At 54.7% G+C, this 18,945-nt stretch carries 13 protein-coding genes and 1 tRNA gene; 4 read left to right on the plus strand and 10 right to left on the minus strand.

What is annotated here, in order from left to right:
* The first annotated feature begins 77 nt into the window (after positions 1–77).
* From B071_RS0112555 to B071_RS19315, 3 genes are all read left to right on the plus strand, one after another.
* The gene (locus tag B071_RS0112555; RefSeq protein WP_438829709.1) at positions 78–1,889 is read left to right on the plus strand and encodes a spermine/spermidine synthase domain-containing protein; all 1,812 of its coding nucleotides are present in this window, start codon (positions 78–80) and stop codon (positions 1,887–1,889) included.
* Between the two features lie 45 nt (positions 1,890–1,934).
* Positions 1,935–3,047 (plus strand): radical SAM protein, encoded by a 1,113-nt coding sequence (locus B071_RS0112560; protein ID WP_018527425.1) that lies wholly within the window; start codon positions 1,935–1,937, stop codon positions 3,045–3,047.
* Between the two features lie 330 nt (positions 3,048–3,377).
* Positions 3,378–6,548: a DEAD/DEAH box helicase gene (locus B071_RS19315; protein WP_083914946.1), complete on the plus strand. Its 3,171-nt coding sequence runs from the start codon at positions 3,378–3,380 to the stop codon at positions 6,546–6,548.
* Positions 6,549–6,631: 83 nt separating this feature from the next.
* On the opposite strand, the gene B071_RS0112565 is transcribed toward B071_RS19315, so the two are convergent.
* The 6 genes from B071_RS0112565 to B071_RS0112590 form a co-directional block, all read right to left on the minus strand.
* Positions 6,632–6,964 carry a hypothetical protein gene (locus B071_RS0112565; RefSeq protein ID WP_018527426.1) on the minus strand — a complete coding sequence of 111 codons (333 nt, stop codon included), beginning with the start codon at positions 6,962–6,964 and terminating at the stop codon, positions 6,632–6,634.
* 296 nt (positions 6,965–7,260) lie between these two features.
* Entirely contained in the window at positions 7,261–9,435 is a 2,175-nt protein-coding gene (gnpA, locus tag B071_RS0112570) for a 1,3-beta-galactosyl-N-acetylhexosamine phosphorylase (RefSeq protein ID WP_018527427.1), read from the minus strand.
* A gap of 18 nt (positions 9,436–9,453) precedes the next feature.
* Positions 9,454–9,630: a DUF6903 family protein gene (locus tag B071_RS19915; protein WP_018527428.1), complete on the minus strand. Its 177-nt coding sequence runs from the start codon at positions 9,628–9,630 to the stop codon at positions 9,454–9,456.
* 5 nt (positions 9,631–9,635) lie between these two features.
* Positions 9,636–10,520, minus strand: a complete 885-nt coding sequence (locus tag B071_RS0112580; protein WP_026245221.1) for a carbohydrate ABC transporter permease — start codon at positions 10,518–10,520, stop codon at positions 9,636–9,638.
* A gap of 12 nt (positions 10,521–10,532) precedes the next feature.
* Positions 10,533–11,423 carry a carbohydrate ABC transporter permease gene (locus B071_RS0112585; RefSeq protein WP_018527430.1) on the minus strand — a complete coding sequence of 297 codons (891 nt, stop codon included), beginning with the start codon at positions 11,421–11,423 and terminating at the stop codon, positions 10,533–10,535.
* A 57-nt stretch (positions 11,424–11,480) separates the two neighbouring features.
* A complete protein-coding gene (locus B071_RS0112590) occupies positions 11,481–12,794 on the minus strand; it encodes a carbohydrate ABC transporter substrate-binding protein (protein ID WP_018527431.1) in 1,314 nt (437 codons plus the stop codon).
* A gap of 148 nt (positions 12,795–12,942) precedes the next feature.
* On the opposite strand from B071_RS0112590, the gene B071_RS17610 reads away from it, so the two are divergent.
* Positions 12,943–13,884 (plus strand): AraC family transcriptional regulator, encoded by a 942-nt coding sequence (locus B071_RS17610; protein WP_018527432.1) that lies wholly within the window; start codon positions 12,943–12,945, stop codon positions 13,882–13,884.
* A gap of 86 nt (positions 13,885–13,970) precedes the next feature.
* On the opposite strand, the gene B071_RS0112600 is transcribed toward B071_RS17610, so the two are convergent.
* From B071_RS0112600 to B071_RS17615, 4 genes are all read right to left on the minus strand, one after another.
* A tRNA-Thr gene (locus B071_RS0112600) sits at positions 13,971–14,044 on the minus strand.
* Positions 14,045–14,133: 89 nt separating this feature from the next.
* Positions 14,134–14,955: a M24 family metallopeptidase gene (locus tag B071_RS0112605; RefSeq protein ID WP_018527433.1), complete on the minus strand. Its 822-nt coding sequence runs from the start codon at positions 14,953–14,955 to the stop codon at positions 14,134–14,136.
* 1,461 nt (positions 14,956–16,416) lie between these two features.
* Positions 16,417–18,315 (minus strand): DUF5312 family protein, encoded by a 1,899-nt coding sequence (locus B071_RS0112620; RefSeq protein ID WP_438829701.1) that lies wholly within the window; start codon positions 18,313–18,315, stop codon positions 16,417–16,419.
* Positions 18,231–18,890 (minus strand): thiamine diphosphokinase, encoded by a 660-nt coding sequence (locus B071_RS17615; RefSeq protein WP_083914948.1) that lies wholly within the window; start codon positions 18,888–18,890, stop codon positions 18,231–18,233. The genes B071_RS0112620 and B071_RS17615 overlap by 85 nt, the downstream gene beginning before the upstream one ends.
* Positions 18,891–18,945: the final 55 nt, after the last annotated feature.

Raw genomic sequence — 18,945 nt, forward strand, 5'->3', positions numbered from 1 at the left:
CGGAGACGGCGGGCACCTTTCTGGCGGGACTCCTCTGGACCTGGATACTGGTTCCCCGGACGGGATCGTTCCAGGTGATGACGGGGATCATCCTGCTCCAGTCCGTGACGGTGATCGTCCTGACGATCCCCCTGCCAGGATCCAGGCCGGCCCCTCCCGGGGGTCGCACCCCGGGGGCGCTCCCGGGAGCCCTCGCGCTGGCTGCGGGGGCGATCCTCTTTCTCGGCTCAGGCGGGGCAGAGCGGCTGCATCAGCGCTCGATCCAGGCGCTCTGGCAGGGGCAAACCATCTTTCACTACGAGAACAGCCCCGAGGGGAATATCGCCATCACCGAAAACCAGGGGCAATACACCTTCTTTACCGACGGCACCCCGGCCTTCATCCAGCCCGTCCCCGATATCACCCTGGTTGAACCCCTGGTTCACATCGCCATGACCGCCCACCCCGGGCCCGAGACGATCCTTCTCGCGGGAGGCGGCGCCAGCGGGGTCCTGGAGGAGCTTCTGCTCCATCCATCGGTGAGACTGATAACGTATACCGAGCTGGAACCCCGCCTGCTGGAGCTCCAGCACCGTATCGCCGCGCGCACCCGGGAGAGCTGGGCCGACGACCCCCGGGTTCTGCTGCAAGCCCGGGACGCCCGGAGGGTCCTGCAGGAATCGGACCACCCCTACGACCTGATCATCAGCCGCACCAGCGACCCCTCGAACCTCCACAGCAACCGCTACTTCAGCACGGAGTTCCTGGGACTCGCCGCCCGGAGCCTCACAGACCGGGGAATCCTGGTCCTGGCCGTTCCCGGCCTGGTGGGGCACCTGACGGAACCGCTGCGGGACCTGAGCGCGAGCCTGGTCAGGACCCTGCGTCAGGAGTTCCCCTGGCTTCGCGCCTTCCCCGGCGAGGGGCAATCCTTTATTCTGGCCTCCCGGGACCCCGCTATCATTCATCTGGACCAGGAGGTCTTCGCCGACCGGCTCCGCCAGAGGGGGCTTCTTTCCGGGGGAACGGTTCCCTGGTACATCGAACAGCGGTTGCACCCCCGCTGGCACCACTGGTTCGAGGAATTTGCAGCGCCGGGCACGGCCCGGGTCAACAGGGATTTCCGGCCCCGCCCTCTGCTGCTGAGCATCGCCCACTGGAGCAGGCTCAACGCCCCCCTGACGGGCCGTTTTCTGGAGATGATCTACGGCCTCCACCCGGGCCTGATCGCTCTGGCCACGGTCCTGATTCTTCTGCTCCCTGGGGCAGCTCTGAATCGCCTGGCCCCCGGGAGGGAACACCCCGTTATTCCCTCGGTGGTGACCACGGGGTTTGCCGCCATGGTGATGAATCTCTCGCTCCTCTTTGCCTTTCAGGTGCTGGCGGGCCGGCTCCTGGGCTGGCTGGGGCTTCTGTCGGCGGTGTTCATCTCCGGTCTCGGCGCGGGAGCCTTCGTGAGCAGGGGGCGTCTTGCCCGAACCGGTGGGGCTCCCCGGCGTGTCCGGGAGATGCTCGTCAGGAGCGAGATCGGGGTGCTTCTTTTNTCTTCGCTGCTGCTGATTCTGATTCCCCTGGCGGCCCCGGTGGTCTCGGGACGGGTTCCTCCGGCGGTTCTGCGAGGAGCCTTTCTGTTGCTCTTTCCGGTGGCCGGGATGGTCTGTGGGGGGCAGTTCCCCCTGGCCTGCGAAACCCTCCTGGAGGGGGGCTCCCGGAACCGTGAGCGCGCCCCTGCTTCGACGGCGGGCCTCGTCTACGGAGCAGACCTCGCGGGGGGGTGCATCGGGGGGATTCTGGGAGGCCTTCTGGTGCTGCCGCTCCTGGGCCTTACGGGAGCGGGGGTGCTCCTGGGGCTGGTAAAATCAGGAACGCTTCTGATTTTGCTCTTGCGAGGTCCCCGCCGGACCGTGTAAAATCAAGATGTCGGGTTTGGGAATATCAGGGCAGGGAAATTATCGATGAAGATGCCCACAGAACGGACCACCAGAGTTGCAAAAACCGCCACGGCCCTGGCTCTCCTTTCGGTATTTCTGATGGTTGGTCTCTCCACACGGATCACCTACGGCTCGGGTTCCAGGGAGATCCCCGATCTCCCCCGAACGGACGGGCGCAGCGGGAGTACCCCGCCCGCCGAAGAGAGCGATTTTGTCCCCTCCTACGTCGAACTCCACCAAAGCGGCGAGCTGGCCAAACGGGCGGGCGAGCTCTGGCAGATGATGGAGTCCTGCACGCTCTGCCCCCGATCGTGTGGCGTGAACCGTCTGGTGGGCGAACGAGGCTACTGCCGTGCCCCCGGCACCAGGCTGATTCTGGCCTCGATCCAGCCCCATTTTGGCGAGGAACGGCCCCTGGTCGGGCGCGGTGGATCGGGGACGATCTTTTTCAGCCACTGCAACCTGCGGTGCGTCTTTTGCCAGAACTACCAGATCAGTATCCTGGGGCGGGGAACGGCCGTGTCGATCGAAGACCTGGCAGCGGCGATGCTCAGCCTTCAGGAGATGGGGTGCCACAATATCAATGTGGTCACCCCGACCCACTATTCACCCCACATTGTGGCTGCCCTGGATATCGCGGCGGGAAAGGGCTTGCGGATTCCCCTGGTCTGGAACACCAGCGGCTGGGAGCGGGTGGAGGTTCTGCGGCTTCTCGATGGCGTGGTGGATATTTATCTGCCCGATATCAAGTTTGCAGCCAGCGCCGAGGCCGGGGAGTTCACGGGAACCCCGAACTACCCCCAGGATACCCGGGCGGCTGTTCTGGAGATGCACCGCCAGGTGGGGGTGGCCCGGCCCGACGAGAGAGGGATCATCAACCGGGGGCTCATGATCCGTCATCTGGTGATGCCCGACAGCGCCAGCGGCTCCCGGGATGTTCTGGACTGGATAGCCGGGAACCTGCCTTCCGACACCTATATCAACATCATGGAGCAATATTCGCCCCATCATCAGGCGTTCAACTTTCCCCGGATTGCCCGCCGGATAGATCCCGGGGAATACCAGGCGGTGGTACACCACGCCCGGGACCTGGGTCTCACAAACCTGGATTCCCGCACGGCCCGGTGGCTGCATTAGGGCCCGGGTGCGTTTGGGGCCTGCCGGGGCATGGGTGCGGGTTGGCCGAGATAAGATAGCCATTACGGCAGGAACACCCTCTCGTTCTACACTTGGGCTGGAGACATTCTGGAAGAAAGCAAGACTGAGATCCTCACTAGGAGATATCGTGGTAAGATGGTAGAGTCAATCTAGCGAAATATTGGGGTAGATTATGAAACCTGACGTTTGCGGCAAAAAACACTACTCCCTCCGGGCTACATCATTTAATGCCCCACTGATCAGATTTCAAAAGAAAAAATCCCCCTAATGTGAATCTCTAATGATCGATAGATCGATGAAGGAATAAAAATGCATACTGGTATTTACGAGCAATTGATCACCGATCTCCTCAGAGAAAGTTTCGAACAAAAGCAGCAACAATATTTTATTCAAAAAAGACCTCTAGATCCTGCCGAAGCGGGACGTTATTTATCTACTTTCTTGCAAAACCTTCTCTGCAATGTTCTAGAGTCACTACCTTACTCTGGAGAAGGAACTCGGCTAGAGAGGCAAGTTCTTCTTGCCAATGAATTCATACGCTGGCTATCTGAATATCTACAAGACTCTGATATAAATGAAAATTTACTCCACTCACAAGGAGAGCTCCTGACTGCTTTTTTCAATGCAAAAAATCCAGTTTCAGCTAATCTGAAAAAATATACTGACGAAATCACTCCGCAAACCGGGCTTGTACAAAGCGAGCTTTTTACAGGTTGCAATAGCAGCATATCTTTAGAAAGCGAAATGAAACGGGAAATTCTCTCATCTGATGAAATATGTTGGCTTGTCAGCTTTATAAAATGGACTGGCATTCGGATTTTTGCAGAAGAACTGCGCCAGGTCACTACTGCGGGGACCAAGTTGCGTGTACTTACTACATCCTACATGGGGGCTACTGATCAAAAAGCCGTAGATTTTCTCTGTAATCTGCCAAATACTGAGGTCCGTGTGAACTACAACACTGATCGAGAGCGGCTACATGCTAAGGCCTACCTCTTTCTACGGGAATCAGGTTTTCACACTGGCTACATTGGCTCCTCTAACATTTCTAGGTCTGCTTTGACGAATGGTTTAGAATGGAACCTAAAGCTTACTACGCAGGAAATTCCGCATATTCTCGAAAAATTTAACAGCACCTTCTCCACCTACTGGGAATCATCCGAGTTTGAAAACTATACTGCCGATAATTCAGAACAGCACCGACGTCTCGAACTAGCTCTGAGCTCCGAGCGTGGAACGCTTAGATCAGACTCAATGTTTTTTTTCGATATTCAACCACATCCCTATCAAAAAGAGATGCTCGAGCACCTCCGAGTCGAGAGAGAAACACACGGTCGCTTCCGAAATCTTGTGGTTGCAGCAACGGGCACCGGGAAAACCATTATCAGCGCTTTCGATTTTAGTAGGTTCTTTCAGAAAAACACCGGGGCGCGTCTACTGTTCATCGCCCACCGCGAGGAAATCCTTAAGCAAGCTCTTGCAAGCTATCGAGCGATTCTACGCCAACCATCTTTTGGTGAACTATTTTGCGGCGGAACAGAGCCATCTCGATACGATCATGTCTTTGCCACAATTCAAACCATTGGCAACCGATTAGCAGATCTTCCTCTCACCAAAAACTACTACGACTACATCGTCATTGATGAGGTACATCATATTGCCGCGTCAAGCTATCGTCCTATTCTAGAAAATTTTACACCAACTATTTTACTTGGCTTAACAGCAACCCCAGAGCGGCATGATGGGGCAGACATCTTAGAAGACTTTTGCGGAACAATTGCTGCTGAATTGCGTCTACCAGATGCCATCAATCAACGGCACCTGTGTCCCTTCCAATACTTTGGTCTAGACGATCCTACAGATCTCTCACGAGCAAGTTGGGAACGAGGGCGCTATCTTCCGGGAGAACTCACTCGGCTTTATACAGAAAATGATGCGCGAGTTATGCACATTATCCAAAATATCACGACATACATCACTGATTTTTTACGCATGAAAGCTTTAGCTTTCTGCGTGTCGCAGGATCATGCAAATTATATGGCTGATAAATTTCAGAGAAAAGGAATTCCAGCAAGCGTTCTCACAAGTGCGAATAGATTCGAAAGGACGAGTCTAAGAGAAAAACTCGTTCGTGGAGAAATTAATGTTCTTTGCTTAGTTGACATATTCAATGAAGGAATTGACATTCCTGAAATCGACACACTTCTATTTTTGAGACCAACCGAGAGCCTGACGGTTTTTTTACAGCAGCTTGGTCGGGGACTCCGACTAAGTGAAGGGAAAGACTGTCTAACAGTACTCGACTTTGTTGGAAATGCACGACCAGAATATGACTTCTCCCAGAAATTTCGCGCAATAGTTGGACAGTCGCACACATCAGTACAGGATGAGATTGAAAACGACTTTCCTCACGCACCTCTAGGATGCTCAATAATTCTACAAAAACAAGCTCGAGAAATAATTCTGCGGAATATTCGTAACGCTATTGTCAATAAGAAGCAACTACTAAGATGGCTGAGAGACTATCCACAGCAGAGCTGTCAAAAACTTACGCTGAGAAACTTCCTGCATCACTATCCTAACGTTCGTCTGGCGGACATATATAAAACAAAAATTGATGGTGGCGGAGGATGGACGCGATTACAATATGCCTCTGGGCTAATTGCTGCTGAACCGGATCCAGAACTGGAAATTCCCATGCATCGAGCTCTGTACAATCGACTCATTCCATGCACCTCATGGTCATATTTAAATTTTGTCTACAATTTTTTCAAAAATTCGGATTACTGGGATAAAAACGACCCTATACATCAACAGTACGCTATTATGCTTCATTACGATTTTTGGAGATCATCAGGATCAAGCCTTGAGTCCCAGTCAATGAGAGAATCCCTTAATAAAATGAAAAGGGATAAAAATATAAATTCAGAAATCATCGAAGTTGTTGCATTCTGCCTTAGTTCCATCGAAAATGAAGAAATCCCGATGAATCTCCCGTACCCAATAGCACTGAACCAACATGCTCGATATAGCCGGGATCAAATTTTATCTGCTTTTGGAGCACACCGTTTTGAGAAAAAATCCAATAGCCGAGAGGGTGTAGTTTTTCTACCAGAGATAAATTCTGAGCTGCTTTTTGTTACCCTACAGAAAACCGAGAAACGTTTCTCGCCCACAACCCTCTACCATGACTATGCAATCAGTGAAAACCTTTTTCACTGGCAAAGTCAGAACTCTGCCCGCCCTGACAGAGGAAAAGGCCTGGATTATATTCGCCATCAAGAAAAAGGGACGAGCATCATTCTCTTTGCACGCGAACAATCGCAGGATGAGTATAAACGCGCAATGGGTTTTGTGTGTTTAGGACCTGTGAAATTTGTTCGCTGTGAAGGCAGTCAGCCCATGAGTATTACCTGGCGCCTAGAGACATCGCTTCCTCCATGGCTCTGGCATAGTGCCGCAAAGCTAGCAGTAGGCTAGTGGAAACCACAAGCACTTCCGCCTCCACATTTTTTATCTTCTGCAATCAACTCACGCGACGGATAACAAGAATAACAGGACGCTTACAAAAACCCCAGGCGCCTCATCGTCGCCACCTCGTTCCAGTCGAGCGCAGCAGCTCTTTTCCAGGCCCTGAGAAATTCTTTTGCCCTCCGCTGGTCTGTAGGATCTTCCGTGGTAGGCTCAACGGCACCGAACGTGTGCCAAATATGATCATCCAAGGTCAGAGGTTTATCTTGTAGCTCAGGAAGGTCAATCTCGTGGGGAATGAAGAACTCCCCGTCTCTCAAAAATTCGCAAAGATCAAGTTCCCGAAGAGTTCCAGCTAGGACGATCTCGTGGTGCTTCTTATAGTTGCTTGCATCGCTATAGAGATATGAAAAACGTGTGTTCAACTCCTGGCCCCCTCACCACAAGCGCCGTCTGTCAAGAATGATCTCCCTGAGACAGGCGCTACTATCACCCCAAGAGTACAGGCCCATTTGCGTTTTGTCCAATCCCGGGGGATTTTCTGATTGAATTTCTGAGTGCTCAAGCCTTGCACAGAAGACCCGGCATTCTGTTGGGCGCCAGAGCAGTGTCGGGAAATGGGGGCATACTGTTGCCCTTTCCACCCTTTCCGGTATGGACACCGGAGTGACTGTGCCGGGGGGCACCCCCGGCACAACGAGCCATCCTCGAGGTCACTGCATCAATCGATTTCGTACCACAAAATTGCGTTGGGATCCAGATCCAGTTCAAACGAGGTTCCATCTCCCCGATAAACCCTTGTCTTCTGCGGTTCATAGGTATTGTTTACCACGCAATACTTCCCCTTTTCCGGAAAAGCATGCACCTCTGCGTTGTAGTTCGAGCTGAACCAGGCAAGCAAATCACCCTCGCCCCTGGAACTCCACAGAATCGAGCGGTGCAGGAGGCGGGTGTTTTCAAAACTGTAGGGAAGACCACTGATATAAACGCCTCTCCCCCGCCCGTAGCTGTTTACTGCCAGCTGGACGTCCCGGTCCTCTTGAACCAGCACGGTTGCCTCGGGGAGGGCATACATACCCTTCTTTCCCTCGCCAAAACTCGGGGTGCCAGAAGAATCGGCCATGATAAAATGCGCCTTCTCCTGATCCCAGTTGTACTTGTCGTACCCCAGGGTAAAGCCCGTTTCTTTTTCCACACCCAGAATTGCAGAAACCTGCAGAAACCTTCCCTGATACTGGTGACCTCCCGGTTCCCCTACACCAATAAAACCTCCGCCCTCATAGACGAATCGCTTTATTCGGGAAGCAACCAGGGGATCCTCCCATTCCACCCCACCCGTGTGCGCCGTATCGGCGTCCCCACAATTGATGATGACATCAACATCGTCCAGAATACTCTCGTCCTTCCTGATATCATCAAAACTGAGAAAGACAACGTCGAAGGGAGCTCCGCTGAGACTCTCAATAACACCGGCATAACTGTAATTCGGTTTCTGGTAAAGCGCGTGATGGACCATGTGGCATCCCCAGGCGCGCATGTGACCCCAGCAGTTCAGGATCGCAACTTTCCTGGCACAATACGGCTGCGCTCCATCGATATTGCGGTAAAGCAGGCGAAATTCGTTACAGACACGTTCAACATACTCCACGAAATCGGGGAACTGACACGCCAGCTTGAGATATCCCCCGTAGCCTATCCTGTCGACGGGGTTCCGGAGTATGGCCCTGCGGGCTGTAACCCAGTTATTTTTTGCCTCGCTCACGGGATCTCCACCATCATAAAAGGTGTCGGGAAAAAAGTAGGGCAAAAACCGGCCCTCGGTATATTTCACACCCTTGATATCGCTGATCAGCCGCAAGGTGGAACCATTTCCCACACTCCCCACAACCGCATCAAGACCGATCTGCCGGAACTCGTCCATGAATGGTTCTGTGCCAATCCAGTGATCCCCGAGAAACATCATGGCTTCTTTCCCATATTCGTGGGTTATATCCACCATCTCTTTTGCCAGTTTTGCGACCTCACGACGCTGGAAATCAATAAAGTCGAGAAACTCCCTGCTCGGAACCCGATACTGGTTATTATAATAACCCTGATCGATAATGAACTCGGGACGAAAGGGATACCCGGCTTCCTTCTCGAATTTCTCCAGGATATAGGGGCTTACCGAGGCAGAATAACCATACCAGTCGACATATTTTTCCCGGCGGAGATCGTCAAAAATCAAGGTGAACTGGTGAAAAAAGGTTGTATACCGAATAACATCGACATGGGGATTATTCTCGATAAAATTGCGCAGTCGCTTCATCGAGTAGGCCCGTGTCTTTGGTTGCCTCACGTCAAACGTTATCTGATGATCGACATCTTTCCATTCATTCACCACCGCGTTATACATGTGGACGGGATCCCAGATGATATAGGCGAGAAAACTGACGGTATACTCATGAAAAGCACGCGTATTCCTGATTACTACCGTTTCTGTCTCTTCCTCATAGGACCATTCGCTTGCGGAAAGAGGCAATCCCGAGGTGCGGTCCACCACCTCCCACCATCGGGTGATATCATCATGAGAATTTACCCGGAGTAGTTCCCGGGCTATGCCCTGCATGAGCTCTATACGGAGTTCTCCCCCCGGCGATGTCCTGAACCCGGTCATGATGTAACACTGCTGCACCTCATCAGGATTGGCCAGTGCCCATTCATTGTCCTTTCTCGTAGTGTAGTAGGTACTGTAAACTTTGGCATCCAGATCGCGTAGCCCGGCAGGATAATCGGTGCCGTCACAATCACGAACGGCATCGGCACCCCAGCGCCTGATGAGTTCGAGAGTTTCGGGAACTACATCAACATCGGTCGGTATAGTTACCCGCCCCCCCATCGTAGTATCGTTCTTCATTTCTCCCCCAAAATAGAATTACTTGTCTTTTCTGTTATACAGATAGAGAAGCAGAAGCAGTCCCGCGAGACCCGCCATCATGCGGCCGGCGTTCGCCCAGCCCGTTGTTTTCTGTCCGTCGATAACCATCCAGAGGAAAACGCCCACCAGCACCACGTTCGCCACAGTGAAAAAGAGGTGTGTTAATTTTTCCATTACAACTATCCCTTTAGCCCCCCGAGATTCATTCCTTCGGTCAGTTTTTTCTGGACACAGATGTAGAGGACCAGGGTCGGGACCATGACCAGCACAAGCCCCGCATACAGCTGACCATATTGCGCTGCGGCATTTTGCGCTTTCATCAAATTCATCAGGCCAACCGGAAGTGTTCTGGTCCCCCCCGGCCGTGTAAGAAGTGTGATAGCGATGATGTACTCGTTCCAGAAGGCGAGAGAGTTAAAGAGGATAACCGTAATGATACTGGGCAGGGCCATGGGAAACATTACATGCATCATGGTCCGGAAATACCCTGCCCCATCGATATAGGCGGCTTCCTCGTAGGATGAAGAAAGCGTAACAAAATAGCCACTGAGGAGATATATCGTGAACGGCAAAGCTGTGGATGCATAGACCAGAGCCAGAACAAAAATATTGTTCAGGAAAAAACCATCCATACCGTAATCACGGAGATATCCGTCAAAACCGACAAACATCAGAAATATCGGAACAACGATGTAATTCACGTTTATGAAGAGACCTCCCATGAAAAGCACGCGAAGGAATTTTCTCATACGAAAACGGAATCTGCTGAGACAATAAGCCGCAGGGAGCGCGACCACGAGGAGAATACATATTGCCAGCAAGGTGACAATAACGCTGCTCATCATATATTCGCCCATTCTGGCATTGCCCCAGGCATCGACGAAATTCTGGTAGTGGAATCCCTCCGGGAGTAACCAGGGGTTTCCGTAAAATTCACTGTTTTTCTTTATGGATGCCATGAAGACCCATGCAACGGGGACAATCACGCTAACAGCGAGACCAACCAGGGCAACGTAAATAAAGATTCTGTAAAGTCTATCCGATTCAGGTTCAAATAATTTCATAGCGACACCACACTATATTTCTATTGGATCGCGATACGTCACAAGATTGACAATTCCGCTCAAGGCAAAAGAGAAGGTGAATACCACAACTCCTATGGCCATACCGTAGCCATAACTCGAGTTCGTATAGGCCTGCCGATACATGTAGCTCAAGAACACTTCCGATGCTCCATCGGGCCCACCATTTGTCATGGCAGTAACAAAGAGAAAACTCAGATTTATGCTGCTGATTATGAAAAACGTCATCGTCGTCCTTATATTTGACCATATAAGGGGAACAGTAATCCTGAAAAATTGATGTATTTTTCCCGCGCCTTCCAGGTTTGCTGATTCATAAAGACTTTCCGGAACCGAGGCCATGCTCGCCATATACATCACCATGTAGTAACCGATCGCCTGCCAGACCATTGCTCCCGCTATACTAAAGATCACGATGTCGTTATCACCCAGCCAGTAGACAGGCTCCCTGGTTCGGTCAAAAAAAGAAATTATACTATTTAGCATTCCGTTGTTTGCTTCATAGATTGCGCTAAATATTGCGCTTATTATGACAACGGAGAGAATGTTCGGAATGTAAAAAACCACGCGGAAAAAATTTTTTCCCCTGACTTCTTCTCGAGACAGAATACTGGCGAATACAAGAGAAATTCCAAAAGTTACAATGCTTACCACTGATATGAGCAAGACCGTGTTCTGAAAAGACTGAAGGAACCTCATATCACCGGAAAAAAGTATCCGGAAATTATCGAGACCAACAAAGGTTCTGCTCGCAGAATATCCACCCCATCGATAAAAGGACATCCTGAATACATTTATCGTGGGAACCACCATGAACAATGTAAATAACACCACAGAAGGAGCCAGGCACATAAAGATAAATGCACCCTTCGAATTCTTTTTCACCCCTGATCCTCCGGAGAGCGGCGAGCAGACACTGCCCGCCGCAAAGCTTGCCAGGACCTACTTTAACGCAGCCCTTAAGAGATCACTATTTCGCTTTATCTGGTTAACCCACATCTCCCTTGTCCTGCTTCCGTTAACGAGAGAGTCTACCGGAGCAAAGAAGGTGTCATAGACGGTGACCCCTTCGACCGGGACGGTTGTGGCAAAGGCACCCAGGGCAGCCTTTGTGCCACCGTCATAGATGCTGTAGAAAAGGCTGTTTTCACCTTCGAGCATATCTCCCAGGCCAACAATCGGCTGATAGGCACTGCTCCGGGCGAAAATTGCAGCTGCCTCGTCGGAGTAGAGATAAGCCAGAAAGGTTTTTGCTGCATCCTTGTTCCGGGCGCCCGCAGGAATCCAGGCCTGCTCGAACCAGGTATAGGAATAGGAATCGCCCCCGGCCTCGAGAGCAGGCAAGCCAGTCAATCCCCACTCAAACCCATCTGCTCTGGGAGCATCCCGCATCTCACCGGTCACCCACGTTCCGTTGGGCATGAAAATTGCCTTGTTGTCCAGGACAAGCTGCTGATTCCGTGTAAAATTTGCACTGTTGGCATTTGACGGCACCGATCTCTCGGTATAGGAGGCCAGGGTTTCGATTATGTCGAAGACTATGCGTGCTTCCTCGGTCTCCCATATCCCCTCTGTGAATGTTGTGGCCCTGTCAAAAAAATCCGTACCGCCCACCACATAAAGAAGCGCGTAGAAGAATGCATCAAAATATCCGGCCGTGGGGTACGCGAAGAGGGCTATTCCCTCGGCCCTGGCTTTGTCACCCAGCTCCCACATCTCGTCCCACGTAGAAGGGAGGTCCCATCCTTTTTGCTCAAGTAAATTGGCATTGTAAAAAAGGCCGCAGGGACTGTAGAACATCGGGGCAAGATAGGTTTTCCTATCGCTGTAGGGATTTGTGAGCGATGATTCCAGGAAACCACCGGCTATCTTGTCACGGACACGGACATTTTCGCCGGGAATAACCATCTCCAGCATATCGGCGAGTGGCTCCAGAGCACCTTCTTTTATCATGGTTTCAGTGAGCGCTCTTTCCCGTCCTGTAGCCAGATGTACAACGTCGGGGAAATCACCGGCCTGCATTCCCGGAGCGATAACATCCTCGATGTTTCTGTCGATTACAAGCTCAACCTCTATTCCCGTTTTTGCAGAAAAGGCCTGGGTCACCTCTTTCCACAACGCAGATCCATAGGCAGATTCCAGGGCAGCTACGGTGATCCGCCCCTCGCCCACGGTCGATTCATCTCTGCCACCACACGCTGCAAACACAACTGTTGTCAGAACGAGCAAAAAAAGTTTTCCGGTTCTGTTCCTCATAATTCGGGGACCTCCTGCTTTTTATTCAGTATAATCAGAGCGATTCAGATTCATAGCTCCATGTTGCTGAGTTCTTTAGATATCTTGCTCTCGTTTTCCCTCCAGTCTTGATGGGTCCGTGAGAGCGTAGTACATTGAGAGAGTGAGCATGCGGCGCTATGATTTTCGGGACGATTCAGGGGACGAAGCCGGAGCGATCCCCCCCGAAAGCGAAATCCTTGGATCAAAAACACACCATTTTTTCAGCGACACCAACCCCCGGTTCAAGCTTCTGTTCTTGAGTAAGTCAAAGTTTGAAAACGACTGGCATAGCGTCCCTCACACGCATTTTTTCTCCGAGATGTTCTATGTAATGAACGGAGAAGGACAATTCTTTGCAAATAACCACACAGTTGATATAAACAGCGATTCTCTCGTGATTGTGAATGCGAACGTGGAGCACACCGAGATATCCACTCGCAGCGAAAACCCCCTGGAATACATTGTCCTCGGCATAGAGGGCCTTCAGTTCGATTTTGGCCCTGAAGACAGGGGATTCTCCGTTGCAGATTATCGCGATGCAAAAATGGAAATGCGTTTCCTCTTCCTCGCCATGCTCCATGAAATGCGAAAACCCGGATCCGCCCTCAAGAAAAATTATTGCCAGAACGTTCTGAATCTGATTATGATAAACATAATGCGGCACAAATCGATGGGAATCTCGATTTCTCCGCCTCGAAAGGCCTGCAAAGAATGCGCCCGGGTAAAGGAATATATCGATCAAAACATGAAGAGCGATATAAATCTCGATCAGCTCGCAAAAATCGCTCACCTTAATAAATACTACATGTCACATACATTCACCAAGACATACGGAATATCACCTATAAACTACCTGCTGGAAAAACGCATAGAAGAGTGCAAACATCTTATCGATTCGACAGACCTCTCCCTATCGCAGATATCCTCGATTGTGGGCTTTTCTTCTTCGAGTTATTTTTCCCAAAGTTTCAAGAGAATCGTAAAGATAAGCCCCCGGGAATACCGGAGGCGCGTCAAGACAGCGTCTTTCAGGAGATTGTCCCGGGATGTTGTCCGTCACCCTCAATAACGGGCCCGCTGGGGGGAGGCTGGTTCCCGGGCCAGACAACAAAAAAACCCGGCAACGTACAGGCGTACACTGCCGGGCCCCGGAAGAGCCACCTGTCGGATTCGAACCGACGACCCCGAGATTACAAGTCACGTGCTCTGGCCAGCTGAGCTAAGGTGGCGTGGCATTATCCGTCCGCTACTGTGCACCGTCAGGGGCCTCTGTGTCAACAGAAAAGGCCGGTCCCGGGCCGCTCCCCGCCGTCGCGACTCATCCCGAAAGAACCCCGAAAGGGGGGGCAGCGGGAAGGTCCCGGGCAGGACAGCGCCCGAACTGGAACACCTCCACCCGGTTCTGATGAATCGCCAGGGTGAGTTCGAAATGGACCGTCTCGGAACGATCCAGGGTGGCGATTCCCCAGCCGTCGTCGTCCACCGTCACCGCTGCGCCGCCGCTGCTGTAAACCGGTTCGATATTGAAAACCAGGCCCTCCACAAGACGCACCGAGGCGGCCCCCGACTCCGCACCCTGGCGAACAAAGGGGATCACCGGCGGTTCGTGGAGCTCCCGGCCGATACCGTGCCCCAGGCACTCACCCAGCACGGCGAGCCCCTCCCGGTCGGCGATCTCCTGGGAGATTATCGCCAGTTCCTCCAGAGAAATTCCCGGCTTGATCCTTTGCAGGAGCTCCCGGAACGCCCGCCACGAGGCCCGATAGAACCGCTCCACCCGGGAGGAACACCCCGGCATCAGGTACGTCCAGGCGGCATCGCTCACCCACCCCCCTCCCCGGGCAGCCACATCGACGGTAAAGATATCGCCCCGCCGGATTGGCCGCGCCGAGGGTATCCCGTGAACGGCCGTGGCGTTGAAACTCACGCTGCAGTGGGCCGGATAGCCCCGGTAACCCGCCAGAGCGCTCACCAGGCCGTGGCGGGTCAGGTAGCGCCGGGCCTGTCTGTCGATCTCCACCGATGGAACCCCTTCCCAGGAGCGGCAAGCAATCTCGCCAAAGAGAGGAAAGAGCCCCCTGCTCGCCTGGGCGATCCGGCGCATCTCCAGAGCCGATCTCCGGGAGAGGGGCGTGATCATTACAGGGGCTTTTGAAGCACGATGATGGCCGTGCTCCCCAGGAAGAGCGCTGTTGTCACAAAACCCGCCACAACAAGCCCCGCCAGGCGATACAGTCGGCGCCAGTCCCGTCGGAAGGCCACCAGCAGGAGTTCNCCCAGGCAGGTCAGGAGGGCTGTGAGCCCCGAGAAGGCCCCCAGATACTGCACGAGCCGGAGAAGATAGGTCTGGGTTTCCCCGGAAAAGGTCTGGTAGTTCCCCGCCACGTAGAGCAGNGCCGCCACGATGGTTCCTCCCGAGAGGAGCACCAGGAGCCTCTCGAAGAAACCGAGGATAGATCGAGGTGCGTCTGCTGGGGCNCGTCTCTGAAATCTCGGCATTACAGGAAGAGAGTCTACCACGAGTACCGCCTGATTCTCTACCGACGGGGAGCCTCTCCCGAAAAAAGCCCCAAATCCCCCCTTTGGGGCTCCCTCCGGGTGCGCCGTGCCCCGCTCCTGTGGTAGGATGGGAATTGTACGTTGCGGGAATGAACCTGTGAGGGGGATTCCCTGCAGGAAAGGAACTGACAGGATGAAACGGTTTGTCGCGCTTTTGATCATTCTCCTCGTGCTGGGGGCGNTCGCCTTCGGCGTGGGCTACGTACCACTACGGTTGCAGGACGGCACCGTGGCGGTGCTCTATACCAAGACCTCGGGCTGGGATCCCGAACCCCTCCAGGCGGGGACCTTCGACTGGCGCTGGGAGCTCCTGATCCCCACCAACGCCCGGATACACCATTTCCCCGATNCCCCTCGCCGGGCACAGCTCCACACCTCGGCGCTCCTGCCCTCGGCCGAACTCTACGAGACCTTCCTGGAAGGGGCGCCCTCGTTGCGTCAGGAACTGACCCTGGAGATTCAGTACCGGCCCGTGCCGCAGAACTTCGTCACCCTTGCGCCCCGGGGCATCAGCAGCGACAACATCGAGCCCTGGCTCGTCTCCCTGGACAGGGAGCTCACCGGCGCAGCCCTGGTCTTTGCCGCAACGGCCCTGGAGGACCTGCTCGAGGCAGAGGACCTGCTGGTGCCCGTGCCCGCCCTGACCCGGGAAATTACGGACAAACTCCAGGCCCGCTTTCCCGATCTCGACATCCAGGCCGTGGTTGTGGAATCCNTGGAACTCCCCGATCCGCAACTTTACCGGCTGGCACGGGACACCTACCGTCGCCTGCAGCGTCTGCGGGAAGAGGCGCTGGGCGAGGCCATCCGGGCGGCAGCGCGGGACCGGGAGGCTGCCGACCACCGGGTCTCGATGCTCCAGCAGTTTGGCAAGGTCTTCTCGGAGTACCCTGTGTTGCTTGAGTATCTGGAGATCACCGCCAGGACGGGCCAGAATCCCCTGAAGCTGGATATCCCGCTTCAGGATGTATCCCTGCCCGGCCAGGACCGCTAGCCTCCAGCCGCCGCCGGGACGGGAAGGGCCCCGGGGNACGCCGGACGATCAGGTGCTGCCGGGGTCCCGCTCCAGAAGCAGGAGCTGGCCCATAATGTTCCGGGAAGACTCAAGAATCTTCAGAAACCGTTCCAGTCGCGTCTGAAAGGGACGATCCTCCCCGGGGGCGGGGTCGAAGTTCCGGTAGCGTTCGTTCATCTGGGTCATGCTCCCCCGCTGCAGGGCGAGAAACCGGCTCCGCAGCCCCTGGAGGAGCTCCTGAAATTTTTCGGCCATCTCCCGGGCATCGCGGTTTTTCTGCTGCACCAGGGCCCGATAGGCGTTCAGCTGACCCGGATCGCGGTCGGCTGTCCCGAAACGGTAGCGGTAGAAGGTCTTGCCCTCGTCGGAATCGGGGGAAAAACTCATATCAAAGGTGCGCAGGCGCTGTTCCAGATCCTCCAGAGACGCCGCAAAGAGGGAAATATCCACGGAGCTGCTGCGACTCCGGCTGGGCATCATGCGCGAGAGAATGCGCAGGAACGCCGCGAGATCGTCGTGGAAGACCGTCTGGAAAAAGGTCTGGATAAACTGAAGCGACCGGTGGACCCGCAGCTCGGCGATCCCGGAACGGCCGATTCCCGTCTCTATGTCGGGGCCAAAATATTCAAACCCCCTGAGTCCCCGGGGGAAGATGCTCTGTATCATCTGATCCAGGGCACCCTTGCGAAGCTCCTGAAACCGCTGATCCAGCTGATCCAGCATCTTGATTTTCAGGTTTGCGTAGTAAAACTCGCGCAGGCGCACCCGGGGCGTATAGGCCATGAAGCGGTAGTAGGGATCGTTGCGAAAGAACCGGATCATCTCCTGAAAGGGCACGGTATCGCGCAGCCGCGCGGCCTCCCGGGCCAGAAGCAGAAGATTCCGCTGAAGCAGCTTTTCCTCGTCAAAGGCGGGGAGATCCTCCAGGGGCGTCTCCTGATCCTGAGTCTGGTTCTGTTGATTCCGGCTCTGGTCCTGCCGGAGCGCGCAGTAGGCGTGGAGCAGTTCGGCGTACATCGAGGGCTCCCCCCCGGCACGCGCGCAGTAGTAGAGGGCCAGATACAGCTCCTCCACCCGTTCCAGAGCTGCCGCCACGGGGGCGTTCGCGAAGGAGACCTCGCCCTCGCCCAGAGCCTCGGCCCCGGAGGANCGAAAGAGCGCGAAAAATGAATCATAATCGAAGAGNACCAGGTCCCTGAAGAGATAGAGGGGTTTCATGCCGCTCTCCAGCTCTTCCATCACCGAATCGGGGATGCTCTCCACGTATCGGCTCAACCGCTCCAGAACGGTCTGCTTCAGCTTGCCCGGTGATTCTGTCTCGCCGAAGGTTTCCTGCAGTTCCTGCACGGGACAGAGCTGTTCGAGCGAAGTCCTGGCATCGGGGATTCGCCGGGCCAGCAGATAGTCGAGCATCGTCCTGAGCGCAGCCGGATCGTTGCTGATATAGGAGAAGAACCCCGCCAGGGGCTGCGCAGCACGGTAAAGCGGTCTGATCTCCCCGGGCAGGCCCGGCAGGAAGCGACGACCCTCGAAATCGGCGAGATCCCGGGGGTGTTCCCGCACCCGCTGCCGCGCCTGGGAGAGGCGAAGCGCGATAAACCGGTCCCGTTGTCCCCCGGCCCGGAAGAGCCCCGATACCCAGAGCTGGAACCGTTCGCCCAGGGTGAGTTTCTCCATGTCGGCCCGGATCAGCTCGTTGCGCCGGTCTTTCTGGAGTTCGCTGTGAATAATTTGCCGCCGGGCGTCCTCACCGATGCTCAGGCTCTTCTCGATGCGCTCCAGCAGGGCTGTGCGCTCCTCCCTGGTGAGTGACCGCGAGAGGCTGTCCAGGGCTGGCTCCCCTAGAGAACCAGCGGAAAGACGAGGGAGCGGACCATAAGAAGCCGCCCGGTTACCGTTTCGAGAAGGCATTCGTCCCCCGTACATTCATTACTTACTCCTGCATCACCCTGTGTCCATTCCAGGCCGTCCAGCTCCCACCGCAGCCCCCGGGACCGCGTGCGGCATACCCCGTTCCCCAGGGGGAAAAAGGAGACCACCTCCCCGGGCCGGGAGGAGAACCGGACGGTTCCTTCTATGACCCGGAGTTCTTCCCGGGCTGTTATCCATCGCCCGGGCCAAGGGTCGCGTTCAAAGAGCGCCCGGATACCCAGCAGGTGATCCAGCCGTCCGCCACCCCCTCCCAGGATGGTCAGGTCGGTGATTCCCCGGTCCCAAAGATACTGCAGGGCCAGCTCCGTGTCGGTNTAATCCTTTGCACGAGGAAAGGACTGACGGGGAACATCGGGGAAAACCGATTCCAGCAGATCCCTGTCCAGGGAGTCGAAGTCCCCCAGGATCACTTCGGGTCGAAGCCCATAGCGTGCGAGATGGCCGATGCCCGAGTCGGCAGCCACGATTACCCACCCCTCGGGGGTACCGAGGGTCACACGGGCCCGGGGAGCCTCTCCGCCCGTTACCACAAGCCCTTTCTGAACAGCCACAGCCCCCCCTGTCCTCATCTTCCCTTCTATCCTACCGGGCCAGGCCGGGTCTCGTCAAATTCAAGAAAATCCG

The sequence above is a fragment of the Alkalispirochaeta alkalica DSM 8900 genome, from assembly GCF_000373545.1.
Classification (GTDB): Bacteria; Spirochaetota; Spirochaetia; order DSM-27196; family Alkalispirochaetaceae; genus Alkalispirochaeta; species Alkalispirochaeta alkalica.

Coding starts and splice junctions, on each gene's coding strand:
- B071_RS0112560 (WP_018527425.1), top strand. CDS start 1,935: ATGAAGATGCCCACAGAACGGACCACCAGAGTTGCAAAAACCGCCACG.
- B071_RS19315 (WP_083914946.1), top strand. CDS start 3,378: ATGCATACTGGTATTTACGAGCAATTGATCACCGATCTCCTCAGAGAA.
- gnpA (WP_018527427.1), bottom strand. CDS start 9,435: ATGAAGAACGATACTACGATGGGGGGGCGGGTAACTATACCGACCGAT.
- B071_RS19915 (WP_018527428.1), bottom strand. CDS start 9,630: ATGGAAAAATTAACACACCTCTTTTTCACTGTGGCGAACGTGGTGCTG.
- B071_RS0112580 (WP_026245221.1), bottom strand. CDS start 10,520: ATGAAATTATTTGAACCTGAATCGGATAGACTTTACAGAATCTTTATT.
- B071_RS0112590 (WP_018527431.1), bottom strand. CDS start 12,794: ATGAGGAACAGAACCGGAAAACTTTTTTTGCTCGTTCTGACAACAGTT.
- B071_RS17610 (WP_018527432.1), top strand. CDS start 12,943: ATGCGGCGCTATGATTTTCGGGACGATTCAGGGGACGAAGCCGGAGCG.
- B071_RS0112605 (WP_018527433.1), bottom strand. CDS start 14,955: ATGATCACGCCCCTCTCCCGGAGATCGGCTCTGGAGATGCGCCGGATC.